Origin of the sequence: Acinetobacter sp. SAAs474 (assembly GCF_032823475.1) — a bacterium.
GTDB lineage: Bacteria > Pseudomonadota > Gammaproteobacteria > Pseudomonadales > Moraxellaceae > Acinetobacter.
In genome coordinates this window covers 942,418-968,248 of the sequence record NZ_CP127915.1, presented here as the reverse complement: position 1 = coordinate 968,248, position 25,831 = coordinate 942,418, and the positions used below count along the sequence as shown (strand labels likewise).

Below are 25,831 nucleotides of genomic sequence, written 5' to 3'. Positions count from 1 at the left end.
AGATTTAAATCTCAATCTGACTCCCCAACTCCACCACACGATTGGTTGGAATTTGATAAAAGTCACTTACTGGACTGGTATTTTTCTGCATGGAGATAAATAATTTTTCTCGCCATGCTGCCATTCCCCCACCTACAGCATGAATGACACGATCTCTAGAAATAAAGAAACTCATTTGCATTAAATCAAATTCAAAACCCAATTGTTCATAAGCTTGTTTTAATGCTCTAGGTACATTCGGTTGATCTTTAAAACCATAATACATCATGACACGATAGAAACGATCATCCAGTTTTTCAACTTTAATTCGATCTACTTGTTTAACATAAGGAATATCTTGTGTCACCACAGTGACCATCACATTTCGCTCATGTAATACTTTATTATGCTTAATATTATGCAGCATTGCATGCGGAACAATATCTGGCGTTCCTGTTAAAAAAATTGCATCGCCTGGAACAAATTTAGTATCACTTCCCATATTAATGCTTTGAATAAATAAATTAATAGGTAAAGCATCTTTACTAACACGCTTTAAAACCAATTCTCGGCCATCTTTCCAGGTCATTAATATGGTAAATAACATTGCACCAATTAGAATTGGCACCCAACCTCCCGCAATAATTTTTAGCGAAGTTGAGGCAACAAAAATAAAATCTAAAAGTAAAAATGGCACAGCAAATAAAGCCACTTTCCAAATTGGCCAACGCCAGTAACCATAAGCTAAAACAGAAATCAAAATCGTTCCACACAGCATGGTCATTGTCACAGCAACACCATAAGCACTGGCTAAATTGGCACTATTTTTAAATAATAAAATTAAAATCAGCACCGAAACCAATAAAATCCAGTTAATGGAAGGCAAATAAATTTGACCTTGTTCAACTTCTGAAGTATGACGTACCGTTAAACGTGGTAAATAACGTAACTGAATCGCTTGGTTTACCATTGAAAAAACGCCTGTAATCACGGCTTGTGATGCAATCACGGCTGCTGCCGTTGCTAATCCAATCATGGGAAATAATGCCCATTCAGGTACCAGCATATAAAATGGATTTTCAATTGCTGCTGGATTGCGTAACAATAATGCGCCTTGTCCTGCATAATTCAACAATAAACAAGGCAATACCACTAAAAACCATGCAAGACGAATAGGTAAGCGTCCAAAATGCCCCATATCTGCATATAATGCCTCACCACCAGTCATGGTTAAAATCACAGCACCCATCGTTAAAAAAGCCACAAATGGCTGATGAACGACGAAATTAAATGCCCAGTGTGGACTGACCATGGCCAATATAAATGGCGTTTGAATAATACTCCATAATCCAACGAGTCCGATCGATAAAAACCAAACCAAAGTCAATGGACCAAAAAATTTACCCATCGTCCCTGTACCATGACGCTGAACCAAAAAAAGTCCCGTCAAAATACCAATAGAGAGTGGTACTAACCATTCATTAAACATCGGGGTGGCAATACTTAAGCCTTCAATCGCTGATAAAACTGAAATTGCAGGCGTAATAATACCATCACCAAAAAATAGTGAAGCACCGATAAATCCTAAAGAAATTAAGTAAATTTTTTTCTTTTCAGCAATTCGTGTTGTCCGTAAATTTAATGCCAGCAAGGACATAATCCCGCCTTCACCATTATTATCTGCGCGCATAATGATGATGACATATTTAAAACTAATGCTGAGCATCATACACCAGAATATTAAGGATAAAATTCCCAATACAGTGGCATCATTAATTGCCAAATGCGCTGTTAAAAAACATTGGCGTAAGGCATAAAGAGGGCTTGTTCCAATATCTCCAAACACTACACCTAGTGCAGCGAGAGTAATGACGGGTAAAGCAGCTTTTTTTGCGGTGTTTTGCATACTTTGTCTTCAAATTTAGACACTATTTTTGCGAATCATAACACTACAAACAAAAAAATTCCGCAAATCAATTGTTTCAGCTTGGCAGAGGGATATTTTTTGGGTATTATCCACAGCCTAAATGGTGAAGTGTCCGAGTGGCTGAAGGAGCACGCCTGGAAAGTGTGTATACGTTAATAGCGTATCGAGGGTTCGAATCCCTCTTTCACCGCCAAATTGCAAAGAACTGCAATCCAAAGCAGTATCGAAAGGCTTAATTCTAAAGGGATTAAGCCTTTTTTAATGCCCTATGCAAAGAAGTGCAATAACGTGCAATCGTTGGTATAGTGTTGGTATAACTGTTGGTATTAAATTAAAAGTAGCCTTTTTATACCAACAAATGAACTTCTTTCAATGATGGTTTTAGGCTTAAATCCCCCCTTTTACCCACTTTTGTTGGTATAAATCCAAGATTAGCAGTCCTATACCAACAAATGAGGTATTTCTAATGCTAACCGATTCAAAAATAAGACGTTTAAAGCCTCCTACCAATACCAAAAAACCTGATAAATACAGTGATGGCAACGGCTTACAATTGCATGTATTCCCAAATGGACGCATGACTTGGATATATGCCTATCGTTTTAATGGAAAGCAAAAGAATATTACTTTAGGTTCTTATGAATTTATGAGCTTGGCACAAGCACGAATTAGCCATTTACGATCAAGACAACTTTTAGCCAACGGCATTGACCCATCCGAAAATAAAAAAGAAAACAAACAGGTAGAGGATGAAAGCACTCTATTTAAAACGCTTACTATCGAATGGATGGAAAATAGAAAAGATTTAATTAAAGAGGCTACCTATTTACGTGATTTATCCGTATTTGAAAAAGATATATTTCCCTTTATTGGTAATACACCTATTGACCAGCTCAAAGGCAAAGATATTTTAGAGTGTGCCCAAAAGATTGAAGCTCGAGGTGCTCAAGAGATGGCTAAACGCTCCATACCACTGGTGGGACGTGTTTTCCGCTATGCAATCCGTAAAGGAATTATTGAGAATGACCCTACTCCACATTTACATGAAGCCTTAAAGCCTAGAAAGGTTAAGAATATGGCGAGATTAGATATATCTGAATTTCCGCCTTTCTTACTCCGTATGGATAAATATCACGGCAGTTTCTTAGTTAAATCGGCTCTACAGTTTATGACGCTGACTTTTGTAAGAACTGGCGAGCTTGTCAATATGGAATGGGACGAAGTAGATTTTGAAAGTAAATTATGGCGAATCCCAGCACATAAAATGAAAATGGCAGAGCCTCACATTGTCCCTCTATCTACTCAAGCTATAGAGATTTTAAAAGAATTACATCCTTTAACTGGTCATAAACAATTCGTGTTTTATAACCACAGCACGGCGAAACAGATCAGTAATAATTCATTATTAAGCGCAATTAGAACAATGGGCTATATGGGCAAAATGACTGGTCATGGATTTAGGGGACTGGCATCTACTACCCTACATGAACAAGGCTATATGCATGATGCTATTGAGGTGCAACTTGCTCATAAGACTGGTAACGCCGTGTCACAGGCTTATAACCATGCTCAGCATTTACAGTACAGAACTAAAATGATGCAAGAATGGGCTAATTTTATAGATAGCCTTAGACATAATGTTGTCCCATTCCCTAAAAATAAACGTGCATAAATAAAGCGACAAGCTAGGACATGCAATAACTGGCAATTACCTAAATATTTGATATATTGATTCAGCTAGGTATAGGAGGCATCCGACAAGCAAGTACCCAACTTGTTTACCTAGTCTTCTTTGGGGGTGCTGTGGGAGGCATGAATGGGATTAATGGCATTAATTAATACAGAAAATGATAAAAACTATATAAGTCTTAAAGAAGCAATAGAATTACTAGCCAAAGAAACTAATTCTAATATTTGGGAAGTTTCTACTTATCTACTCAATAAAGACATGTATATTCATCTTTATAGTCACTCAAGAAGCACAGACCATAAAATAGTTCAGACTAGCTTCGAGGCTTATCAAGGTGGCGAAACCACTTGGGTAGGCGATAATGATGCATTTTCATGGCTACAATATATAGCTGAAAATGAAATGCAATCATATTCAGCTAGAACAATCACAAAATTTGCAAAGTACCATAATGGCTGTATAGAAACATACTGGGAGAGAAAGGCTTTTTTTGAAAATAAGGATATTAAAGAAGCCTTAAAATTATCCAATACTATATTTGAGCCGATAGTATTAGAAAAAGAAGAACAAGTAAGCTATGAAGAATACTATCTAAACCTTTCGATACCTTCACAAGAGCCTGATTACCATTTTTGGGATGATATAAAACAATATTTGAATGATGAAGATAAAAAAAATGATATATCACAACAGAATATTAGTGTGAAGAATCCAGCTATAGAATGCACTGTAGATGAAGAATATAAGCAAAAGAATCAAGAGTTACTTAAAAAAATTGAACAACTAGAACATAAGTTACATGAAGAAAAATCACAATCGTCTTTGCTCATATTGGACTACCAATCACTACAAGTAGAAGTCGAAAAATTAAAAGAGAAAGTTGTTGAAAAAGATGCTCAAATTGAGCAATTAGCAAAAGGGATTCAAAAAGAAAGTAGTGAAGCTTTTGAACTTATTTTAGATAAGCACAGAGCAAACAATGAAATTAGCCAACTTAAAACTAGAATTGAACAATTAGAATCAGAGCAATTACATACTAAACAAAAAACGAGCAATCTTTTAGATTTAATTTTTGATGAAACTAAAATAGAAAGATATGCGCCTGATTTAGTATATTGCATACAGTTATGGGAGCACCTATATATCGAAAATGAAACTGAACAAGGTAATCATACCAATAAAGCTAATTTTTGGATTATTCGCAACACCCCATATAAAGATAAAAACGAACTTAAGGTTAAAAGACTAAGAGAGATTACATCACCTTTTGAAAGTTGGCATGTAGATAGAAGAAAAAAATTCAATAAGTAATTGATATTTAATAAGGTAGCTAAGGTAAGGTTAGCTACTTTTTGCATTTAGGTAGCTAGGCTACCTTTATTTTTATTTGCTTTCATATATCCATCAAGCCAATGCAATGAAGTGCAAAGGCTATCTATTTTTTTCACTAAATAGGATGGGTAGATATGTCATCTCTCAATACAGATCAATTTTTAAGAATCAAAGACCTTGCTAATTACCCCGAAAAGCAAGCAACCACTCACACCTATAAAAGCGGTATCAACAAAGGCAAAACTAAGAATATTAATGCTCGCCCAGCCTCAAAAGGTTTAATTGGTGTATCTGATAAAACTATATGGAAGTGGGTCAAGCGTGGTGAGTTCCCCTCTCCTATTAAACTATCAGACAGCGTAACTGTATGGCGTTTATCAGATGTTAAAGCATGGATGCAGTCCAAAGGATTGGAGGCTTAAGCATGACCAAAACACAAATTAAGTCTATTGCCTTAAATGCAAGCCGACAGCTTAGTGCAGTGGCAAAAGATATTTATAACCGTGATTTAGTCACAGTCATAAACCATGACCAGCTTAAGAAAGTATCTGAGCAATTAAATGATTTGTACGGCGTACTGGATAACCAATATCAAAGAAGCCTCAAAGCTGGCATTGATGAACCGATGGAATATTCCGAGCTAGTCAGAAAGCGCATTAATGCACTGATGGAATATATACGCCCGACACGCCTTAAAAATACGCATGTATCACCTAAGCAGATCGTCCACTTACTTGATACCGAACAACAGGCTATGCACCACCTTTTAACCCTACTTGATGACATAAAAATAGGGGCTTAAACCATGAATAACACCCAAGTAACCCAAGTTTTAGAACACCTCAAGCAAGGCCGAAGCATTACTCAAGTAGATGCAATCCGACTTTATAAATGTTACCGCCTGAGTGCAATCATCAAGCGTTTACGCAATCAAGGCCATGAGATTTTGACCTATAACGAGCGTAATAATTCGGGCACTGGTACTCATGCACGTTATGAATTGAAAGGGGTGTAATGATGAAGCCAACTATCTTTAATTTTAATAATCACGGCGTTCGTATTGTTTATGGTGCAAATGGTGAGCCTCTATTTTGTCTGACTGATGTATGTAGTGTTTTATCAGTAGATCGAAGCTCACGATTATTACGAGAGCTAGATTCAAAGGGTATGGCAGATTGCCACATCCTTACAAATGGCGGTACTCAGAAAGTGAAGTTTATTAATGAGCCGAACCTATACCGCATTATTTTCCGATCTAACAAACTTGAAGCACTGAATTTTCAAGATTGGGTATTTAATGAAGTATTGCCAGTTATTAGAAAGACAGGCAGTTATTCACCAACAGCAAGACAAACTGCTTTTGATGAATTAAACCGTATTTGTATGGAAGAAAATTTATCTAAAGATAAAGGCACGTTTCACAGTCATGGGATGCATAAGCGTAAACGAGAGAAGCATTTAAATGCCAAGCGCATACAAGCATGTAAGGCAAATATTCAATTAACTTTTGAGGGTATACACAATGACTGAGCATGTAGACCCTGAATTTTTCAAAGCCTTTGACCATTACAAAGCAATGGTTAAACAGTATGGTGATGACCACCCTATTACAGAGCAAGCATTTGTTTTAACGATGCACTACACACCTGAGAGCATCAAAAAGGAAATGCACCAAAAGGCTAAAGAGTTAAAGCTACTACCGCCAGTCAGTGCTTATACAGATGATGGCGAACCCATGTACCGCCTTGAAGATATTGCCAATCACTTTGGTATCAGTTTTGAAGAAGCAGAACAAAGCCTCTTAACCATGATGGATAACCGACAGCAAGTAGGTTTATCGAATGATGGCATTTTGATTAATTTAAATATCAATCTTAACCGTGTGCAATGAGGGCTAGAAAATGAATCAATTAATGAATCCAGTATTAAAAATGTCTAGCCGTGAAATTGCAGAGCTGACAGGCAAAGAACATAAAAATGTTTGTAGAGTTATTCGTGACTTAATATCTGATGGAATTTTAGACGCTCAACTTGAGCCACTTAAATTTGAATATCGGGGGCAATGGTTTGATTACTACGAATTAAACAAGCGAGATAGCTTTGTGGTTGTTGCTCGTTTATCTCCTGAATTTACGGCGCATATTGTGGATAGATGGCAAGAATTAGAACAACAATTAAATCCAGTATTCAACTTACCCCAAGACCTACCTACTGCATTAAGAGTCTTAGCAGATACTCACGAACAATTACAGCAAGCACAATTAGAGCGTGAGATTGCAGTTAAAACTAAGGCTTATATCAGTGATAAAAAGACTGCTACAGCAATGGCAACAGCAAGTAACGCCGTACAGGAAAACACACGCTTAAAAGATAAGTTAGGACAAAGTAAACGTAATGCTACGGTTTTAGCTGTAGAGCGTTTAACTGGTAAGGAATACACATGGCAGGCATTAAATAAGTGGTGCAAGGCTCACGGCGTAAAACCTCAAAAGGTACATGATGACCGTTATGGCAAAGTAAATACCTACCCAGCACAAGCATGGTCGGATGTTTATGGGGTGAACTTATTGGCATTGTTTGGAGGTATTTAGAATGCAAAATAAATTATTCGATATTGCTAACATGCCTAAGTATGGTTATATTTGTCGGGCTTTGAGCAAAATCTCAAGGTTAGCTTTGGTCGGCTATAAATATTCAGCGCATACAGTCCGCTTAGTGGGCTTTTTTTGTATGTGTAATCTCTCTATGCGTCTGCATATCTTTATGGTGAAGCTAGAGGGGGACACTTTCGAGTGTGCCAGTTACCTGAATTACTGGTCGACCAACCCTTTCCAGCTTTGCCACCCTCACTTGGTCGTGAATGGTAAAGCTCCTTTAAATAATTCAGGAGCGCATTAACCATGCCTAGTTTTAGTCAATATCTTAGCTATTTTTCAGTTGTTATTGCGGATGATAATTCACCTATTGGCTATCATCCAAGTTCTGAAAATGGTCGTTTTATAGAACTTCAAGAAGCGAAAAAACATAAGAATAATTTAATGCAATCTTTTCCACATAAAAGTTTTTTTATTGTTAAGAATACTTTTGAAAAATGGGAAGTAGAACAACAGGCAAATAAAAAGGAGTGTTGCAATGCTTAATCACGACACCCCCCAACAACAAATAACACCCGATCAGATTATAGCTGATTGTATGGAGTTGATGCCACACGATGCACAGTATTTACAGAATTCAATTATTCAGCGTTTTGGCAGTCCTTTAAAGCCGATCTGTATTAATCCCAATATATTAGATATTAATGATGTTGAGTATATTCAGCCTTTAATGCTGCCGATCTATAACGGACGTTTAGAGCTGATTCAATACGCCGTGTTAAATGATGGAAAGCGTGTAGAGTTTACAGAGGGAAGCATAGCTAAGGGCTTTGCCAGTTATGGTGATTTGCACCACGACAAGCCGATTATTATTACTTATCACCTAGAGGCATTCTTTAAGATTGCTCAAACAGGTTATGCAGTGGTACTGGCGGTATTACCCACTCTATGCAATAAAAATTTAACAGAACTCAAGCCGTTTGATTTTGAGCAAATACAATTTGTTATTCAGCAATTATACAAGGCAGGCTATACACAGTTATATATGCCAGTGAGAGCCGAACATATACAGCTTGAGCCATTCCAGCAGCTTGAACAAAACACGGCTGTGAGATTGATTAATCAAAGTATGGAAGTTGAAGGAAATCTTTTTCACACTGATTTATCACAATTTGAAGCAGTTGAAGAAATCACGGCGTTTATTGATGAAGCAGTAGAGCTACTTCCTAAAAAAGAGATATTGCCTAAAGGTCATTTAGCTAAGCCTTTCCGTTATGGTGATGGTGTATTTCATCTTTTAAAGGATGGCTTGTATTACATTGAACAGTCAAAAGACAACGAATATAAGCAATATATCTCAAGTCCTATTCATGTATTGGCACAAACGAGAGATTCATCAAGTAATGCATGGGGACGCTTATTAGAATGGCATGATGCTGATGGCGTTAAACACACTCAAGCCTTATCTATGGAGTTTTTCCAATCTGATGGTGTAGAACTTAGAAAAGATTTAGCTAATCAAGGCGTGGTAATTGCTCCCAGTGGTAAAGCAAGAAACTTACTACAAAGCTACTTAATGAGTTACCCGACTGCTAAACGTGCTTTATGTGTAGAACGTGCTGGATGGCATGATGATGTTTATGTATTACCGAATAAGCAGATCGGACAGCATAAAAAGAGTGATTTAGTTGTATATCAAACTACACAGGGAGTTGAGAGTAGCTACCAAAACAAAGGAACACTTGAGCAATGGCAAAACAATATTTCTATGCCTATTGCTAGTCATTCTAAGTTGGTCGTGGCTATGTGTTCAGCTTTTGCAGGGCAATTGCTTACACCATTGGAGCAACAAATAGGTGCAGGCATACACTTCAAAGGTCAATCATCTAAAGGCAAAACTACGGCTTTATATGTCGCTTGTAGTGTATGGGGTAATCCTGAAAGGCATCATAAAACATGGCGTTCAACAGGTAATGCTTTAGAGCATACAGCCTATAGCTACAATGACAGCTTTTTAGGTTTGGACGAGATCGGGGAAATATCAAACCCTAAAGAGCTTGGCAATATTGTTTATATGCTTGCAAATGGTAAAGGTAAAGCACGTTTAACAAAGCAAATTACAGCTAGAGCGCCGTATAAATGGAAACTTATTTTTATGTCTACTGGTGAGAAAAGCTTAAAAGAAATTATGCAAGAAAGCGGACAAAAAACTAAATTAGGACAAGAGGTTCGATTAATTGATATTGATGTTGACCAGTCAGAATATGGTTTATTCGATCAGATTGATTTTGCTGAAGATGGTGCAAAACAATCAAGACAGCTTGTAGAGCATTCTAATCAGTTTTATGGCGTTGCAGGCATGGTATGGCTAGATTATCTAACCAGTCATAAAGATAAGGTAATGGCACAGGCTAAACAGCTATTAGAGCAATATAACCTTGAATTGATTGCAGACATACAGCAAGGACATATAAGTCGTGTAGCTAACACTTTTGCTCTACTTGCAGTTGCAGGCGAACTTGCTACTCAAGCAGGGATAACAGGATGGAAAGCAGGCACGGCGTTTGATGCTGTAAAAACTGTTTTTAATACATGGGTCAATGGCTTTGAGTATGTTGGGAATTATCAAGATAGAGAATATATTTTAGCGGTTAAAGCCTTTTTAGAGGCGTATGAATCTAGCCGATTTGAAGCAATTACCCCCGATATTGAAAGTATCGAGAAAATTATTAATCGAGTGGGCTACTGGAAAATAGAGAAAGGTGAAAAATTATTTATTGTGTTACCTGAGCAATTTAAAAATGAAGTATGTAAAGGACACGATAGTAAAAAAGTAGCTAATGCCCTACTTATTGAAAAGCTGTTAGAGCATGACACAGGTAAGACTAGTAAGACTGTGAGAGTACCAGCTAGAAAAAATGCACTTAAAGCTTATGTGGTAAAAGAAGCTATTTTTAGCTGGGAATAGCAAAATTAAGAGGTAACAAAGGTAACAGGGGTAACAACCGCATAAATAAAGGCTTTGAAGGTGTTACCTAGCAAAAAAGGTAACAGGTAACAGAGGTAACAAGTTCTAATTTTTTTGAGTTGTGTTACCCATGTTACCCCACGTTACCTAACGAAAAATAAAGAGGTAACAGGCTGAAACCCTTTAATAGCAAGGATGTTACCCACGTTACCCATGTTACCCCTTAAAAATAGACATTCTAAGAAAATTTAAGAGATTTAGAAAAATGCCAAACGTGAACAAAGTTATTTTAATGGGTGTATTGGGTCGTGACCCTGAGAGCAAACAATTTCCTAATGGTGGGAGTATTGCCACTTTCAGTATAGCCACTACTGAGCAATGGAAAGACAAGACCACTGGAGAACGAAAAGAGCTTACAGAATGGCACAGAATCACTGCTAACAACCGACTAGCTGAGATTGCAGGCAAGTACCTTAAAAAAGGTAGTAAGGTTTATATAGAGGGCAGCTTACGTACAAGAAAATGGAAAGATAAAGCCAGTGGAGCAGATCGGGAAGTGGTAGAAGTTCGGGCAGATGTATTGCAGCTACTTTAATAAATAGCCTCCTTAATTGGAGGTTTTTTTATAACTCCATACCCTCCCCATTTCGTATAGCTACGTATAGCAAGAATCCCCACTTTGTCATGCTACGTCATGCAAGAATAATGCTTAATTATCACTAAAATCATGATAGTTGAATCCTATCCTTTTTAACGTCCTTAAAACTACAAAACGCAATTTTGCGTTTACCTTAGAAAACAAAGAGTTAAGTTATTATCAAAACTTGCATAAAGGGTCGGATTTTAAATCCAATCCATAACATTATGATTTTATTCAAATGTTCCACATAAGCACCTTAACATTATGATTATACTGAAAACTGTCAGAAGTACAGAGATGCACTTTTAACCGCATAACTTTAACTTTCAGATTAAAAAACATACCAAAAGTTAATGGAGAAGTTAATCTCATAAATAAGGAAAACCTTATAAACAAAGGCATACAAGGGAAAAAGTTAAACTTATATGCACTTTTCGCTAAAAACAGAAATTTTTTTATACGTGTGATTGGCAGTGGTCTAGGAAAATCTAATCCCTTTTAACTTTTACATTCCCCTCACTGGAGAGTGATACAAGATTATTCGGTATCACAAATAACTTTAAATAAAGGTCGTGTTTTGTCATGTCTGCACTCAATTTGAGGATGGATAAGAGCCATAGTTTTATGGAGCTTCACTACACTAAAAAGGTAGTCAAATAAAACGAGCTTTAACTATTATCCAACCGTCATTGGTGGATGTACTCAAATTGAGGATAACCCCCACTATGGGTAATGCTTACATTAAAAGATATGCTCAAAGTTGATCGGATTTAAAAACTCACCAAGTTTTAAGGGATTCGTTTTAAACGTATGCCTTGCACTTGCTCACATTTTAAATGTCACCAAGTTACCCGACAGCATTTAGAATGCCATTCCGTTACAAAAAACACAGCAAACCGCTATACCAGTGCAAGCATTATTCAAGAACAAAAGGCGTGAGCGTGTGAGGGAGAGCCTAGAAAGACCTAAAAATAACTAAAATAAGCATGAAAATAATAAGAATTAAGAATGAAAAACAACATAAGAACCCAACAAAACCCAACTTTTAAAAACCAATTCTCTTGATTGATAAGGCTTACATTCAGTCAAGACCCTCAATTTTTAATTTCGCTCATATAAAAATATGGTTAAGAGGTCGGTCATTTACCAAAAGGTATGGTTATTTTGACCATCCCCCTACCCTATAGGCTTATGAGATTTATCTTATAAAATGTATTTAGGGGGTACTTTTGTATTTTGTTGGTATATTTGTTGGTATAAGCTATTTTAACCAATAAACTAATATATAAATAACAACAACTTAAATTAATAATATGATTCCCTCTTTCACCGCCAAATTTCATGATCATGTAGCCACATGATGTCTTAAAAGGTTTAAATCCAAAGGGTTTAAGCCTTTTTTGTTGTTTCATGCAATGACATGCACTCTATGGCAATCGGGATAAATCCAAATGAAACCCAGAAAAAAAACCGCAACAAACTGATAAACATGGAATGGGATGAAATAAATTTTGATACAAAAGAATGGTATATCCCTACCCATAAAATAAAAATGACATTGTCTCATATTGTACCCCTATCGACCCAAGCTATAGAAATTTTATAAGAATTATAAAATCATCAATAACATCCGCTATAATCAACTACAGAAATAATAGCGATCAATAATCGAATGCCATTATTAAAATAAATCATGTAATACTTGTATTTAGATTGATTTCAATATGAATGATCTGAGGTTTAAGCGTGTTTAAATTTTTATCAACTATATTCGTTATGGTGTTTATATCCTTAACAACGACAAATCTTATCGCAAAAACATCCGAATCAGCAAAATATGGATTGATCGAGACAGCACAAGAATTAGATACTATTTTAGATGACTTATTAAATCAATTAAAAAATACGCATGAGCAATTTAATCTGGCATTAGAAAAAGAAGATTATCAAAAGGCGGCTAAACTACAATGTAAAAAGTTTGATATTTATAAAAAAATAATAGATTTCACGCATGAAAACAATACTTTGGATCGATCTGAAAAATATGGTGCGGCAGCTGAAGTTTTATTAAAACGCGAAACAATAAATCTTGAGAATTCTAAAATGACAAAATACTTAACTTGTAAATAGACTAGAATATAGGCTCTATCTCATTTTAGATTGTTGATATATTATGGATATTCGATCACAAATTTACGATAGATAATTCTCATAATGCGCATCCTAGTGTTTCTTTTTTTTATACTATTCATGATATTTCAGGCGCAGGCAAAAGCGTCATCCAAAGAAATACTCTTTTTTGATATTTTTTCTGGCGTTCCTAAACAGGAAAATAATCAATTAATTTTTACTCGTTGCTCAACAGTAAAAGCTGAATATAAGTTACATTTTGAAAATCCAAAAGATCAAGAGCGAATTTATTCATTATTAAATAAAAATGAAAAATTTTGGATCAAGATAAATGCAGCAGTTTATACAGAAAATAATAAATATAATTTAGTGGTCAAAAAAATTGATGAAGAGCATCTAGGCGTGCAATGTAATCTAGACGATTTATTCGATGTGTTATAAAAAGAACTTTATCAAACGTATTTAAACTAAAGAAAACAGAGTGTACTTACTCCCACAAGATCTGATCCTGAACTCATTCAGCAAATGATGATCAATTTTTTGTATTTAAATAACCTACACAACCTTATAGCATACAGACTGACCATAGAAATGGAGCAATCAGTCTATATGATCATGACAATAAATTATGCTTTTTCTTAAGCGATATCACATTTATCGTAGCATTTAATTATTCAAGTTTTTTTCAATTATCATCGCTTGTTTCCAACTTTCTAAAGCTTCCAAATTTTTTAGGTATTGTTCAATATAAGAGTATTTTGAACGACTGCCCAAGTACTTTATGAGGTTATAGACCACAAACCCCATCATAAAATCAGCACCTGTTAATTGATTATTCACTAAAAATTTTTTATTTTTTAATTGTTGATCTAAATAAGAAAAAACTTTATCTAGCTCTACTTCTGCATATTGATCTATGAATTTTAATTGAGTGCCATGTTTTGATTCAACTGAATTAAAGATTTTGAGTAACAAAGGCAGCATTGCTGAACTCTCGGAAAAATGAATCCATTGTAGATACGCTATATAACTGTCAGAATCTTGATCTGGTCTCAGCTGCGGTGCAAATTTCTGAATTAATATTTCTACAATTGCTCCAGATTCTGCAATCACCTTTCCATCTAATTCAATCACTGGGGATTTTCCCAAAGGATGTATGCTTTTCAATTCTTCTGGAGCAAGAATTGTTTTTTTATCACGAAGATAAGTTTTTAGCTCATACGGTTGTTTTATTTGTTCAAGCAACCATAAAATGCGAAATGAACGAGATTCATTTAAATGATGAAGTATAATTGACATAAATTTTCCTGTTTATATTGGAATATTGCTACAGTAAGCCTGATTATATAGTTTAATAGACGACCGGTCTAATATTTTGATTTATAGGTCATAAAATGCAACCATCCCAAGCAAAAAAATCGCAAGATAAGCGTAATCTGATTTTAGAAAATAGTTTTGATCTTGTGTTATGCAAAGGATTTTTCGGGGTTGGTCTACAGGAAATTTTAAAAAATTGCCATGTGCCAAAAGGATCTTTTTATTATTATTTTCAGTCAAAAGAGGCTTTTGGCTGCGCATTACTCGAACATTACATTCAACATTATCATGCGCGTTTAACAGAACTTTGGTCAAATCACAATTCTGCACAAGATCGAATTTTAAGCTATTTCAATGCATGGATTTACCATGAACAAAGCCAATGTGGTTGGGCTGAAAAATGTTTAATTGTTAAACTTGCAGCCGAAGTTGCGGACTTATCCGAGGATATGCGCTTGATTATGGATACAAGCACAAAAGACCTTATCGCTAGAATTGCATATTTAATAACACAAGGGCAACAAGACGGTTCAGTTAAAAACCAATTACCAGCACATGATGTTGCTCAAATTATTTACCAAATGTGGTTAGGTGCTGCATTATTATCTAAATTACAAAAAGATAAAACACCATTACAACACGCCATGCAAGCCACCAAATTTATGCTTAATCCAAGCCATACACTTTAAATCTGCAATATATTTAATGAGGTTGGACTTATACGGATTATATAAGCCTTAACATAAAATTTTATTTTACTGAAAAAAATATGTACCAGTATTACAGCATACTGGTACAAGCATCCTTAGCACGATACAAAATCAATAAATATGCTCAAATACCTCAGAGTAACACAGCAGACTGTTCAACTAAAATAACAAATCTATCTATAATAAGATGCAGAAAATGGGTGATACCACACAAAAATATCGCGCTTTAAAACCACTTGTGTCCTTATAAAAATCCGTTTAACTAGGCCTAGATAAAATCACTCATCAACAAATAAAACGTATCATAGATGGCAATTCTCTGATGATAAATTTCAATTAAAGATCATCATGAATAGTGCTATGCTGAGCGATATTCATGCAATTAAAAATAAATATTTATGTTTGATATCGAAATTTTACGTAACCTACTCGTTTCTTCAGTGCATATCCTACAATTACTTTTAGAAACGATTTCAGTCATTTGTGTCGTAATTGGCTTGGTAAAAACCCTAATAGTGTTATTACAACTTAAATCAGGCGCAACTGCCCGTTACTGTTTTGGCAATTGGTTAGCGACAGCATTAGAATTTCAATTGGCAGCGGATATTTTGGCCACTACGGTCGATCCAGATCTAGATAGCTTAATTAAATTAGCTATTATTGCAGTGATACGAACCTTTCTTAACTACTTTTTGGCTAAAGAACTTGAACATAAACCTGATCTTAAACTTAAATCGTAAAATATGTTCTTCAAACATCATCACTGTTCAACACTGCATTGATCTACTCTTAAGCACGTCTTATATTATTTTTTTAAATCTAAGATATCGCCAATAAATACTTAAAAATAATGGTTAAAATATTAAACCTGATCATCACGTTTAAAGTTATTTTAATCATTATCTTAAAATCACGTCACTTTAAAACGTATTTTAGGCGATAGCAACGGCATCAGCAGGACAGCTTGATTGCCTGATTTATCCCGATAACCATCTAAAAAATATACGCCGATCACCAGACTCCATGGCTTAATTTACGATATATATTGATAGAATATTACAAAGAAATGAATAAATTAAAATTTTAATAATCAATTAGTTATTTTATCAATTTCCATATTATTTTTTACATTTAGTATAGAGACAATAATACTAGGCTATGTTAGAACATTGTTATTGAGGATTGAAATAAAATCAGGAATAAAAATAGGAGATGAATACACCATATTTCGTCAATTAAACTGAGTATTCACGCCAAATCATGTGTATTGAACAGCTTTTAGTCAACATAAAAACTGCTATTCGGGAGCAAATATGAATAACAGCCTCAATTATGTCAAACAGATGAAAAATGCTAAACGTGGTGGATATACACCAACCATTGCAAAAGATATTAATAAACATAAAATTCAAAAAGCATTAAGGCTCATTGAACAATGGCGAGAACTTGCGAATGAGCTAAAACCTCAAATGCAACTAGATATGGCTTTTACTTTAGAAGAATGTGCTCAAGATTTAGATAAAATCTTAAGGAGTAAATAACATGATCCACTCTAGGTATTATTGATTTTTCACCTTCATCATGAATTGGGCTTAGATAAATATCAGCTCAATCAACCAAAGATATGCTGTCATGTGTACAGCATATTTTATTTTTTTAATAAAATATTTGATCGGTTATTTTTTCGCTTGCATTCATCATGACTTTCTGTAAAATGCATCCCACAACGCCGGCATAGCTCAGTTGGTAGAGCAACTGACTTGTAATCAGTAGGTCCACAGTTCGAATCCGTGTGCCGGCACCATTAATTTAGGCTCGCTTTTTAGTGAGCCTTTATTATATTGTCTATTTAATCATTCACATTGTGCATGTACTAAAACATACTGAATCAATCCCTCTTCAAATAACTTTCTACATAATTTTGCGGTCATTTTAATTTTAAAGCTCTTTAAATTATTTTTATGATTCATAAAATTTTGCTCAATATATTCAGCAAAACCAAGTAATACAGCATCAGACAAATCAATAACTGTCACATTTTTAAAATTAAATTGTTGTAATTTTGACTGTAGTTCATCGATTGAAGTTAAATTTTGCAACTCAATATCAGCCGTTTTCAGTAAACATTTATATTGATACTTTTTCCATAAACTTGCATTGCACCAATTTTGAGATAAAACCAGATAATGAAATCCAATTCGCGCATTAGGAGCTAAAACAGAATGAACTGCCTCCAAAAATAAATTTAAAGGACTATGATAGGCAGAATCTATGCAAATAACCGCATCAAATTTCTTTTTAAAATGAAGAGACTTTAAATTTAAATAAGAGTCGCAATACACAGCAACGCTATGATTAAAATAATGTTGTATTTTTTCGACACATAATGGTTGTAATTCAACACTGGTCATTTCTGTGATCTGATAATTTTTTTGCCAATATAATAAACTTGCACCATAACCAGAACCTAAGTCTAAAACACGATCTTGTGAATTTAACTTGATACACTGTGCCAAATGATCCGCTAATTTCTCAGCAGCCTCACCATAATGCTGGCTATGATGCCAAAAACCTAAATTACTCCAAGCCACTGCTGTATTGTCCCCTAACAAAGCAGGATCTATGGCATATTTATGCGTAAGAAACATCTGTTGAATGGCTTGAAGCAAAGACATTTTAATAACCTAATTGTGGTGCAATCTCAACCTGAGGCTTTAATCCAATAAAAGGTAATGGTGCTTTAAATATTTGTGCAATATGCATTGCAGAAGTTACCGCAGACTCTAAAATAGGCAAGCCATCACAAGACCATGATCCGCAGAAAAATACTTTACGATCAGGTTGTTGATGACGCTGTTGTAAGGCTTGATTTAAAGCGACTGTCTGTGAGTCAACCACAGCTCGACTCAGCTTCACTGAGACAATCACTTTTTTGGCATCAATTTCTGTCACAGGACGCCAAGTTTGGAAAATCGGCTGTTTACCCACCAAAGAAGGTTCGATTGAATTTAACCATACCGTAAATTGTTGACGTGTAAACTTACGGTCCATCATATAACTTAACACTGACCAGTCTTTACGTTTAGGTGGCATTACCGTTGCATCGGTATGAATGACCAGATCCCCTTCTTCAAATTTAAATTGTTTTAGTAAATTTAAATCCTCAGCAAATTGATCTTGATCTAAAAAATCTTCAATTTTTGTGGTTGGTGTGGCAATCACAACTCGATCAAAACTATATTGTTGACCTGTCGCACTCTCAACCCATACATGTTGATCGCGTTGTTGCACTTTAGTAATCACAGTATTATCAATAATTTCAATACCTTGTGTTAATTTATCCACCAATGCAGGTGTTCCACCCTGTAAGCGTAATAGTGCATCACCATCAGTTAAATGACGTAAAAATGTCAACAAAGGTTTTGCAGGCCATTCACCAATTGTTTTTGGATTACATGTACAAATTGTATAGAGCACAGGCATCACGGCACCATGCCAAAATACTTCTTCGATTTCATTATGATTAATGAATTCAGCCAGTGTGATGTCTTGCTGTTTAGATTTAAAAAATTTAGCAATCGCTGTTTTAAGCTGTAACATCCCTTTGACTAAACGCCAGCCATACTGCTGTAAACCCTTACGATTACTAATCACAGGAAAATTGCCAATACGACTACGTGATGTCGTCAACCATGTTTCTGTTTTATCTTCAAACAACCAACTACATGCCATATAAGTACGTACAGGATAAGTTTTTATACCCAAATAAGTGGCCAAACTGAGGGTATTTTTCCATAAATGAGGATTCATCACCCTTAAAGGTGCATCAATAAGCCCACCATCAAATGCCATACTATGGCTATCCATTCCACGACCTGACAAGGCTTCAAATATTATAATATTATGCCCAGCATCTTTTAGAATTCTTGCCGTAGCGAGTCCAGCCATACCGCCACCAATAACTGCAATATCCAAGATCAAAATCCATCTTTTAAAATATTATGCTGATTATGACCTAATCATCACAAAATCTAATTATTAAAAACTACCAGATTAGCTACTGTTGACAATTCATCTACGTGAACCAAATAATTTGTTCATATTTGATCCATGACGCCCAGTTTAAAATTAAATAGCATGATTAAAAAAACCCTAACATGTTAGGGTTTTTTTTAATTAAAATAATAAGTACTTCATGGGTCTTCCCATACTCGAAAGTAATGTACTTACACAAAGAACCGCAATTGTCATTACAATACCGAGATATAAATAATCTATATAAATTTTCATTTTTACCCCTTATTTTATATTCGCTTTTTCTTTTTCTTACACTTTTATCATCATTGATTAATAAATAAAAATCAAGTGAATTTAATAATTTTTTTATAAATTTCATAAGTTTTTTTATATTCAAAAAATTTTTTAATACCAAATGATCACTGTAAAACATTGATGGACAATCACCCTTCGTGTAATCATTACTCCAATCGCATCATGATTTAAATTGCTCTTTTAATAGCATGACGCTTAATGGTTTCTATCGTAACTCTAGTATAAAAAAAGAATCTAAGAATTATCAACATCAGAAATTAAATGTTGCAGGTATCCATGAAAAGGTACGTTTGCAACGCTTCAACCTAAATCACAAACGAACGCATCACTTAATCTGTGAAAACCCAAGCGATCACGTATGCAGTAGAAGATTTAGCGATTAAAAACATGGTGAAGAACAGTAAACTAGCCAAATCTATTTCAGATGTAGCGTGGGGATAATTCTTAACATTATTGGAATACAAGGCTTAATGGTACGGTAAAAACATTCTAAAAATTGGTCGATATGTACCAAGTTCAAAGACTTGTTGTTGCTGTGGCATTAAGATGGAGAAATTACCGCTAAGTGTTCGATTATTCGAGTGTCTAAGTTGCAACTTGATTGAAGATCGTGACGTCAATGCGCGTATTAATATCCGTAATTTCGCTTTAGCTGATACACTAGGGCTTAGTGCCGTGTAAAGAGTTGCTGTGCCACGATACTTGTCAGTGCAAGTGTGTGGCATCGTAAGGTGTAATCAATTTAATTGCATGGGTCGCAAAGATTCCCCCACGATAACCTTTGGCTGAGTGGGGGGAGTATGTCAAATCTTACCGACTAAATCAATTGAAGGTGCCAAGGTTGCCTCACCTTCTTTCCATTTTGCTGGGCATACCTCACCTGGATGAGCATAGACATATTGTGCTGCTTTTACTTTACGTAATAATTCACTCGCATCACGTCCGATACCACCAGCATTAATCTCAATAATTTGAATTTTTCCTTCAGGATCAATAACAAAAGTACCACGATCTGCCAATCCCTCTTGTTCAATCAATACATCAAAATTGTTTGCTAATGTCCATGTAGGATCAGCCAACATGACATATTCGATTTTCTTGATTTCTTCTGAAGAATCATGCCATGCCTTATGAGTAAAATGCGTATCGGTAGAAACGGAATAAATTTCTACTCCCATTTTTTTGAACTCAGCATAATGATCAGCTAAATCACCTAATTCTGTTGGACAAACAAACGTAAAATCTGCTGGATAAAAAAATATGATTGACCATTGGCCATAAAGATCCTGTTCAGAAACTTCAATAAATTGACCATTTTTATATGCCATTGCATTAAATTTTTTAACTTCAGTATTGATTAAACTCATAATAAATTGACCTTTATACAGTAACTTTAGATAACAAATCGTATGGATGAGATCATAGAGCACCGCTATTAATTGGTAAAACAGTAGTTTTTAATAAAAATGATCGTTTTTAAAGATTAAAAGGCTGAGTCATTACTTCATTTTTATATATGATAGTTTGATTGACTATTTCATTATTTTTCTATAGATTTTGTTTTTGAGTGGATAAAAGAAATGAATTTCTCAACGATTTTTAAAAATTTTCAATCCCTTTCTTCTGGCACAGATGCATTTAAACAACTTAAACATCAATGTGAAGATGTTTTACATCATTCATCTCTTTCCCAAGATGCCGCAATATTATTTTTAATTTATAGCTTTGCGAAAAACTATGTGCTGCTCTATGAAGATGAAGCCGTCAGCTCTGAATTTGCCTATAGCGCAAAACAACAATTGCTAAATTATATGCAAATATTAGATAGCGCCTTACAATCAAAAAATGCTGATCTTATTTTAACAGCACATCATCAGGTTATTCATGATTATGTGAATAGCACACGTATTTTTTAAATCTCTCGTTCATGTTTTATATCAAGAATAATTCAAAAAAAGGAAGACTTTAATCTTCCTTTTTTAAATTAAGATGCTATCTACAACTAATCAATAACACCGCCTATTCCAATACGGAAAGCAGGCGTACCTTGTGAATCAGCAGCGATACCAGCTGTCATCGACCAATTACCTTTTTCTGCTGTACGTCGTAAAGATATCCCTGCTGCACTTTCACCTCTATAAGCAGCTGCGCCCACAGCATAAGTAAATTTACCAGCAACATAGGCAGGCGCTTCTATGGCAAGTGCTGCTGCGATACCTGCATTGGTCTGTTTTTCAATCTTATCAATACGTTGATTGGTTGTACGGAATGAATTCTCTAGTTGTGTACCTAGAGTATCTATACGGGCACTTAAAGTGCTATCTGTTCGATTAAGTGCATCCAAAGCACTGCCAACATCATGAACTGTGGTACGACTATCACCTTCACCCACAGTATATGAAGGCGCTGTCCAGGTATTATTATCATATTTAGCACCGCCGCCTAAACTGTTGGCCATATTTTCATAGTTATTATAGAGTTGATTCCCTGTGACCGCATCGCTCGAGCCTGCAGCAACAGTGCCATCTTTTATTCCAGTCACCACCCGATGACCATCGGTACCCGCGACATTAACGCGCGTACCTCCAGTTTGCTGTGCCACCGTAATATCATCCTGTGGATGATTTTGTTTAACTAAGCCAATACCACCGCTATTAAATTGATTTTGAATATTGGTAATATTATTGGTATTTTGCGTAATTTGTGCTTGTAAATTATCTTGAACATCCGCAAGCTGACCACCATTAATTGCATCTTTAGAGCCAGATAACACCTGACCATCCGCGACATTATGTATAGCAGTTGCATTGCTTCCTGCTAAAGTAATCGAATTGTTATTCACACTACCATCAGGATTTTTATCATACTGTACACTACCTGCTGAAAGATGATTAACGTTGTTTTTAATATCATTAATTGCTGTATCCAGCTGACCTTTATTGACCGCATCAGATGCAAGCGTCGCATTGGCCACATTGCTGATCACTTTATTTCCTGCATCAATACCCGTATTGGACAGACTTGGGCCATTCATAATAAAGAGACCATTTGCATTCACATGGCTATTGCCCACGGTTAAACCCATCGCATTTAACAATGATCCGCCTGCGTTAATTGATGCCACATTAAGTTGATCAGCCAATTGAATCAGCAATTGATTATTATCAATTTTAGTCGAGATATTAAGCCCATCACCTCGTACATCTATTGCTTCAGCCAATTTTTTAGTCACGATTTGCTGATCATCTGCCTTTAAGCCAAAGCCAAGATCGACCACGGATGAGCTACTATCATGAATCAAAGATTTTACTTGGCCTAAATTGGTCGCATCACTATCCAGTACACCACTAGCTAAATGATTGATACCTTGCTGATTGGCATCGATACCATTTTTACTTATCCTTACTCCGCCAACATCTAGACCACTGGCATTTAACACCACATCCGTACCATTAATGCTGAGGCCATTAGCACCATAAAGCGTGCGATATGTTCCATCAGTCACATTGCTACCTTTTGCAGTTAAGGTATTGATTTCTGCACCATCTGTAATCACGGTACTGCTTGCTGTCATGGTGGTTTTCTTACTACCATCGACCGTTTCAACACTATTTAACGCGGTTAAATCTGGATTGAGTTTGATCTGCACCTCACCCTGACTGACTGCCGTGGTGATATTGGTATCACCTTTAAGGTCAAAACTTGAACCCAGTTTATGCACTGAACTGCCGCTATCTCCGTTAAAAGTCAGCGGTGTATTGACTGCACTATTTAATCCTGTTAAAGCATCACCGACATTGTTGACTGTGGTCGTCGTTAGCGCATTTGGATCAGTGGTTACTGTATAGCTTGGTGCAATCCATGTTTGATTGACTTCATCATAACGCGCTCCTCCCCCAAAACTATTGGCAACCCCTTTTGATAACACAGTTAAGGTATTGCGTAATCCAATATCACCCTCATTAAATTCACCGAGTAAATTACTAATCGCTGTATCTAATTGACCTTTATTGACAGCATCTGAAGCAATTTGCCCATTGGCAAGATTAGTAATACCTTGATGATTAGCATTGATACCCTCTTTCGTCACTGTAACCCCACCAACATCTAATCCACTGGCATTTAGACTGGCCAATAAAGTATATTGATTTGCAGTAAAAATATTGAGTCCATTGGCCGTATAAAGACTGACATTATTGGCATTGTTCACACTACTGCCTAATGCACTTAAGATTGTACTATTGCCACCATCTTCGATACGCGTCATTGCTGCCGTCATGGTCGTTTTAAGGCCATGATTGATATCAACCGTTTCCACACTATTTAATGCTTTTAAATCGGGATTCAGCTTAATCTGTACTTCACCCTGACCAACTGCCGTGGTGATATTGGTATCACCTTTAAGGTCAAAACTTGAACCCAGTTTATGTACTGAACTGCCGCTATCTCCGTTAAAAGTCAGTGGTGTATTGACTGCACTATTTAACCCCGTTAAGGCATCTCCCACATTGTTAACCGTGGTCGTCGTTAGCGCATTTGGATCAGTGGTTACCGTATAGCTTGGTGCGGTCCATACCCCTGTAGCAGTATCATAGGCAGCATTGCCACCAAAGCTTTTGGCAATATCAGTTCCCAAATTATTGACCGTAGTTTGTGTTCCTATGGTACTGGTCTGTAATGCAGTAAAGAGTTGTCCACCATTGATCGCGTCTTTAGAGCTTGCTGTAACACTGCCATCTGCCACATTGGTGATTTTTTGATGATTGGCATCAATGCCTGTTTTACTTAAGCTAACCCCTCCGATATTTAAACCATTCGAATTTAGTACCACATCCGTACAATTAATGCTGAGGCCATTGGCACCATAAAGACTGCTATATGTTCCATCAGTCACATTACTGCCTTTTGCAGTTAAGGTACTGATTTCTGCGCCATCTTTAATCACGGTACTGCTTGCTGTCATGGTGGTTTTCTTACTACCATCAACCGTTTCCACACTGTTTAACTCGGTTAAATCCACATCAGTCGAAATTTGATAACTGGTACTGCCATCTGCTTCTAGCGTTGGTGTCGCCACAATATTATGCCCAGAAGTCGCCTTATTACGTGCCGCTAGGATTGCATCGTTAATGGTATTTTTGCCTGTACCCCCAATATTGCTCATACTCAATGTGCCATTGCTCGCCAAGGCCGCATCGCCACCGAGCAGGCTTTTTTGACTATTGGCACTATTTCCCAACACCGCATTGGTGGCAAACAATTGGCTACCATTGATGGCATCGGTACTGTCTAACGCAATCGCACCTGAACCCACATGTTTAATTTGCCGTTCAAATCCAGCATAACCGACGGAAACTTGACGTCCAGTATCAGTGACTTGCCCAGCAAATTGATCATAATTTAAATTATTTTGGCTGACCGATGCAATATTACTTGCATTACTGGCGGTGGTGGAGAATGCACCGAGGGCCACTGCATTGGCTAAAGTGGCTCGTGACAGACTCCCTAGTGCCACTGTAGACACACCCGATGCAAGCACACTAGCACCTATAGCTATAGCACTATTTGCTGAAGCAACAGTTGGTGATGATCCTGGATTCAAATTCGAACCAATCGCTAGCGCATTTGTTCCAGAGCCATTGCTGCCAACCCCCAACGATACCCCGGCATATTGTGCAGTGGATACGCTATATCCTGAGAGCAGTAATATGCCTTGTAACAGGGCGTGATATTTAAAATGAGCAGCGGGTGTTTTTATTGTTTTTAGACTATCAACCGGCTTAGCAACTGATAACAACGTATTGTTTTGACTTTTGCTATGACCCTTGGCCAATTCAGATACTGCAATCCAAATCGCTAAACTGGCATTCCAAATGACTTTATAAATATTATTCATTATTATTATTCCTAAAAAATCTACCCCTTTGGATAAAATTTTTATTTTTAAAAAATAGTTTTTATTTGATTTTTTATTTATTTAATTTATTGATGAAATATATTTTGTATTTTATTTATATCATCCTATTTAAATAAAATAAGCATCTTAAATATAATTCAAAATTAAACAATTAAAAACAAAAAAATTACAAAATAAATAAAAATTAGCTTGATTGATTTAATTAACTCTATAAAAAATGAGAACTGTTTAAAAATTAATTAAAATAATTCGACTCACGGATAATTATTTTTATTTAAAACAAGAATATAAATGT

General features: G+C 35.8%; 24 protein-coding genes, 2 tRNA genes and 1 pseudogene. 21 read left to right on the top strand and 6 right to left on the bottom strand.

The genetic code is table 11. From position 1 onward, the window contains the following. Positions 1-4: 4 nt before the first annotated feature. Positions 5-1,885, bottom strand: a complete 1,881-nt coding sequence (locus tag QSG86_RS05490; RefSeq protein ID WP_317030573.1) for a potassium transporter Kup — start codon at positions 1,883-1,885, stop codon at positions 5-7. Between the two features lie 123 nt (positions 1,886-2,008). Here QSG86_RS05490 and QSG86_RS05485 point away from each other — a divergent pair. From QSG86_RS05485 to QSG86_RS05415, 15 genes and pseudogenes are all read left to right on the top strand, one after another. After that, positions 2,009-2,099 (top strand) — tRNA-Ser (locus tag QSG86_RS05485). A gap of 273 nt (positions 2,100-2,372) precedes the next feature. Further along, positions 2,373-3,578 (top strand): tyrosine-type recombinase/integrase, encoded by a 1,206-nt coding sequence (locus tag QSG86_RS05480; protein WP_317030572.1) that lies wholly within the window; start codon positions 2,373-2,375, stop codon positions 3,576-3,578. A gap of 144 nt (positions 3,579-3,722) precedes the next feature. After that, complete coding sequence (locus QSG86_RS05475; protein WP_317030571.1) at positions 3,723-4,907, top strand: hypothetical protein; 1,185 nt, start codon at positions 3,723-3,725, stop codon at positions 4,905-4,907. A 155-nt stretch (positions 4,908-5,062) separates the two neighbouring features. Further along, on the top strand, positions 5,063-5,350 hold the full coding sequence (locus QSG86_RS05470; protein WP_317030570.1) for a helix-turn-helix transcriptional regulator: 288 nt from the start codon (positions 5,063-5,065) through the stop codon (positions 5,348-5,350). 2 nt (positions 5,351-5,352) lie between these two features. Continuing rightward, positions 5,353-5,730: a hypothetical protein gene (locus tag QSG86_RS05465; RefSeq protein ID WP_317030569.1), complete on the top strand. Its 378-nt coding sequence runs from the start codon at positions 5,353-5,355 to the stop codon at positions 5,728-5,730. A gap of 3 nt (positions 5,731-5,733) precedes the next feature. After that, entirely contained in the window at positions 5,734-5,943 is a 210-nt protein-coding gene (locus QSG86_RS05460; RefSeq protein ID WP_317030568.1) for a helix-turn-helix domain-containing protein, read from the top strand. Next, positions 5,943-6,458 (top strand): Bro-N domain-containing protein, encoded by a 516-nt coding sequence (locus QSG86_RS05455; protein ID WP_317030567.1) that lies wholly within the window; start codon positions 5,943-5,945, stop codon positions 6,456-6,458. The genes QSG86_RS05460 and QSG86_RS05455 overlap by 1 nt, the downstream gene beginning before the upstream one ends. Continuing rightward, on the top strand, positions 6,451-6,819 hold the full coding sequence (locus QSG86_RS05450; protein WP_317030566.1) for a hypothetical protein: 369 nt from the start codon (positions 6,451-6,453) through the stop codon (positions 6,817-6,819). The genes QSG86_RS05455 and QSG86_RS05450 overlap by 8 nt, the downstream gene beginning before the upstream one ends. A gap of 10 nt (positions 6,820-6,829) precedes the next feature. Beyond that, on the top strand, positions 6,830-7,519 hold the full coding sequence (locus QSG86_RS05445; RefSeq protein ID WP_317030565.1) for a Rha family transcriptional regulator: 690 nt from the start codon (positions 6,830-6,832) through the stop codon (positions 7,517-7,519). Between the two features lies 1 nt (position 7,520). Continuing rightward, positions 7,521-7,826, top strand: a complete 306-nt coding sequence (locus QSG86_RS05440) for a hypothetical protein (protein WP_317030564.1) — start codon at positions 7,521-7,523, stop codon at positions 7,824-7,826. Between the two features lie 2 nt (positions 7,827-7,828). Further along, complete coding sequence (locus QSG86_RS05435; RefSeq protein ID WP_317030563.1) at positions 7,829-8,068, top strand: hypothetical protein; 240 nt, start codon at positions 7,829-7,831, stop codon at positions 8,066-8,068. Beyond that, positions 8,061-10,490 (top strand): DUF927 domain-containing protein, encoded by a 2,430-nt coding sequence (locus QSG86_RS05430; RefSeq protein WP_317030562.1) that lies wholly within the window; start codon positions 8,061-8,063, stop codon positions 10,488-10,490. The genes QSG86_RS05435 and QSG86_RS05430 overlap by 8 nt, the downstream gene beginning before the upstream one ends. A 265-nt stretch (positions 10,491-10,755) precedes the next feature. Next, positions 10,756-11,082, top strand: a pseudogene (gene ssb / locus QSG86_RS05425) (single-stranded DNA-binding protein); the annotation flags it as partial. 1,794 nt (positions 11,083-12,876) lie between these two features. After that, a complete protein-coding gene (locus QSG86_RS05420) occupies positions 12,877-13,260 on the top strand; it encodes a hypothetical protein (protein WP_317030560.1) in 384 nt (127 codons plus the stop codon). Positions 13,261-13,356: 96 nt separating this feature from the next. Beyond that, complete coding sequence (locus QSG86_RS05415) at positions 13,357-13,701, top strand: hypothetical protein (RefSeq protein ID WP_317030559.1); 345 nt, start codon at positions 13,357-13,359, stop codon at positions 13,699-13,701. A 225-nt stretch (positions 13,702-13,926) separates the two neighbouring features. On the opposite strand, the gene QSG86_RS05410 is transcribed toward QSG86_RS05415, so the two are convergent. After that, positions 13,927-14,559, bottom strand: coding sequence for a glutathione S-transferase (locus tag QSG86_RS05410; RefSeq protein WP_317030558.1), 633 nt, complete (start codon positions 14,557-14,559; stop codon positions 13,927-13,929). A gap of 95 nt (positions 14,560-14,654) precedes the next feature. Here QSG86_RS05410 and QSG86_RS05405 point away from each other — a divergent pair, with 95 nt between their 5' ends. From QSG86_RS05405 to QSG86_RS05390, 4 genes are all read left to right on the top strand, one after another. After that, positions 14,655-15,266, top strand: a complete 612-nt coding sequence (locus tag QSG86_RS05405) for a TetR/AcrR family transcriptional regulator (protein ID WP_317030557.1) — start codon at positions 14,655-14,657, stop codon at positions 15,264-15,266. Positions 15,267-15,685: 419 nt separating this feature from the next. Further along, positions 15,686-16,027 (top strand): DUF1622 domain-containing protein, encoded by a 342-nt coding sequence (locus QSG86_RS05400; protein ID WP_317030556.1) that lies wholly within the window; start codon positions 15,686-15,688, stop codon positions 16,025-16,027. Positions 16,028-16,600: 573 nt separating this feature from the next. Beyond that, the gene (locus QSG86_RS05395) at positions 16,601-16,828 is read left to right on the top strand and encodes a hypothetical protein (protein ID WP_317030555.1); all 228 of its coding nucleotides are present in this window, start codon (positions 16,601-16,603) and stop codon (positions 16,826-16,828) included. 187 nt (positions 16,829-17,015) lie between these two features. Continuing rightward, positions 17,016-17,091 (top strand) — tRNA-Thr (locus QSG86_RS05390). Between the two features lie 49 nt (positions 17,092-17,140). Here the strand turns inward: QSG86_RS05390 and QSG86_RS05385 are convergent. Both QSG86_RS05385 and QSG86_RS05380 read right to left on the bottom strand, forming a co-directional pair. Next, positions 17,141-17,962, bottom strand: coding sequence for a class I SAM-dependent methyltransferase (locus QSG86_RS05385; RefSeq protein ID WP_317030554.1), 822 nt, complete (start codon positions 17,960-17,962; stop codon positions 17,141-17,143). A gap of 1 nt (position 17,963) precedes the next feature. Further along, positions 17,964-19,262 carry an FAD-dependent oxidoreductase gene (locus tag QSG86_RS05380; protein WP_317030553.1) on the bottom strand — a complete coding sequence of 433 codons (1,299 nt, stop codon included), beginning with the start codon at positions 19,260-19,262 and terminating at the stop codon, positions 17,964-17,966. Between the two features lie 843 nt (positions 19,263-20,105). Between QSG86_RS05380 and QSG86_RS05375 the strand changes: the two genes are divergently transcribed. After that, the gene (locus QSG86_RS05375; RefSeq protein WP_317032677.1) at positions 20,106-20,300 is read left to right on the top strand and encodes a zinc ribbon domain-containing protein; all 195 of its coding nucleotides are present in this window, start codon (positions 20,106-20,108) and stop codon (positions 20,298-20,300) included. A gap of 122 nt (positions 20,301-20,422) precedes the next feature. Here the strand turns inward: QSG86_RS05375 and ahpC are convergent, their stop codons facing one another. Continuing rightward, positions 20,423-20,986 carry an alkyl hydroperoxide reductase subunit C gene (ahpC, locus tag QSG86_RS05370; RefSeq protein ID WP_317030552.1) on the bottom strand — a complete coding sequence of 188 codons (564 nt, stop codon included), beginning with the start codon at positions 20,984-20,986 and terminating at the stop codon, positions 20,423-20,425. A gap of 213 nt (positions 20,987-21,199) precedes the next feature. Here ahpC and QSG86_RS05365 point away from each other — a divergent pair, with 213 nt between their 5' ends. Continuing rightward, complete coding sequence (locus QSG86_RS05365) at positions 21,200-21,535, top strand: hypothetical protein (protein WP_317030551.1); 336 nt, start codon at positions 21,200-21,202, stop codon at positions 21,533-21,535. A gap of 86 nt (positions 21,536-21,621) precedes the next feature. Here QSG86_RS05365 and QSG86_RS05360 read toward each other — a convergent pair whose 3' ends face one another. Further along, the gene (locus QSG86_RS05360; protein WP_317030550.1) at positions 21,622-25,515 is read right to left on the bottom strand and encodes an ESPR-type extended signal peptide-containing protein; all 3,894 of its coding nucleotides are present in this window, start codon (positions 25,513-25,515) and stop codon (positions 21,622-21,624) included. Positions 25,516-25,831: the final 316 nt, after the last annotated feature.

Excerpts from the sequence above, each read along its gene's own strand:
- QSG86_RS05480 (WP_317030572.1), top strand. The coding sequence starts at position 2,373 with ATGCTAACCGATTCAAAAATAAGACGTTTAAAGCCTCCTACCAATACC.
- QSG86_RS05410 (WP_317030558.1), bottom strand. The coding sequence starts at position 14,559 with ATGTCAATTATACTTCATCATTTAAATGAATCTCGTTCATTTCGCATT.
- QSG86_RS05455 (WP_317030567.1), top strand. The coding sequence starts at position 5,943 with ATGATGAAGCCAACTATCTTTAATTTTAATAATCACGGCGTTCGTATT.
- QSG86_RS05445 (WP_317030565.1), top strand. The coding sequence starts at position 6,830 with ATGAATCAATTAATGAATCCAGTATTAAAAATGTCTAGCCGTGAAATT.
- QSG86_RS05400 (WP_317030556.1), top strand. The coding sequence starts at position 15,686 with ATGTTTGATATCGAAATTTTACGTAACCTACTCGTTTCTTCAGTGCAT.
- QSG86_RS05435 (WP_317030563.1), top strand. The coding sequence starts at position 7,829 with ATGCCTAGTTTTAGTCAATATCTTAGCTATTTTTCAGTTGTTATTGCG.
- QSG86_RS05385 (WP_317030554.1), bottom strand. The coding sequence starts at position 17,962 with ATGTCTTTGCTTCAAGCCATTCAACAGATGTTTCTTACGCATAAATAT.
- QSG86_RS05465 (WP_317030569.1), top strand. The coding sequence starts at position 5,353 with ATGACCAAAACACAAATTAAGTCTATTGCCTTAAATGCAAGCCGACAG.
- QSG86_RS05460 (WP_317030568.1), top strand. The coding sequence starts at position 5,734 with ATGAATAACACCCAAGTAACCCAAGTTTTAGAACACCTCAAGCAAGGC.
- QSG86_RS05490 (WP_317030573.1), bottom strand. The coding sequence starts at position 1,885 with ATGCAAAACACCGCAAAAAAAGCTGCTTTACCCGTCATTACTCTCGCT.
- QSG86_RS05360 (WP_317030550.1), bottom strand. The coding sequence starts at position 25,515 with ATGAATAATATTTATAAAGTCATTTGGAATGCCAGTTTAGCGATTTGG.
- QSG86_RS05475 (WP_317030571.1), top strand. The coding sequence starts at position 3,723 with ATGGGATTAATGGCATTAATTAATACAGAAAATGATAAAAACTATATA.
- QSG86_RS05365 (WP_317030551.1), top strand. The coding sequence starts at position 21,200 with ATGAATTTCTCAACGATTTTTAAAAATTTTCAATCCCTTTCTTCTGGC.
- QSG86_RS05440 (WP_317030564.1), top strand. The coding sequence starts at position 7,521 with ATGCAAAATAAATTATTCGATATTGCTAACATGCCTAAGTATGGTTAT.
- QSG86_RS05470 (WP_317030570.1), top strand. The coding sequence starts at position 5,063 with ATGTCATCTCTCAATACAGATCAATTTTTAAGAATCAAAGACCTTGCT.
- QSG86_RS05395 (WP_317030555.1), top strand. The coding sequence starts at position 16,601 with ATGAATAACAGCCTCAATTATGTCAAACAGATGAAAAATGCTAAACGT.
- QSG86_RS05430 (WP_317030562.1), top strand. The coding sequence starts at position 8,061 with ATGCTTAATCACGACACCCCCCAACAACAAATAACACCCGATCAGATT.
- QSG86_RS05450 (WP_317030566.1), top strand. The coding sequence starts at position 6,451 with ATGACTGAGCATGTAGACCCTGAATTTTTCAAAGCCTTTGACCATTAC.
- QSG86_RS05405 (WP_317030557.1), top strand. The coding sequence starts at position 14,655 with ATGCAACCATCCCAAGCAAAAAAATCGCAAGATAAGCGTAATCTGATT.
- ahpC (WP_317030552.1), bottom strand. The coding sequence starts at position 20,986 with ATGAGTTTAATCAATACTGAAGTTAAAAAATTTAATGCAATGGCATAT.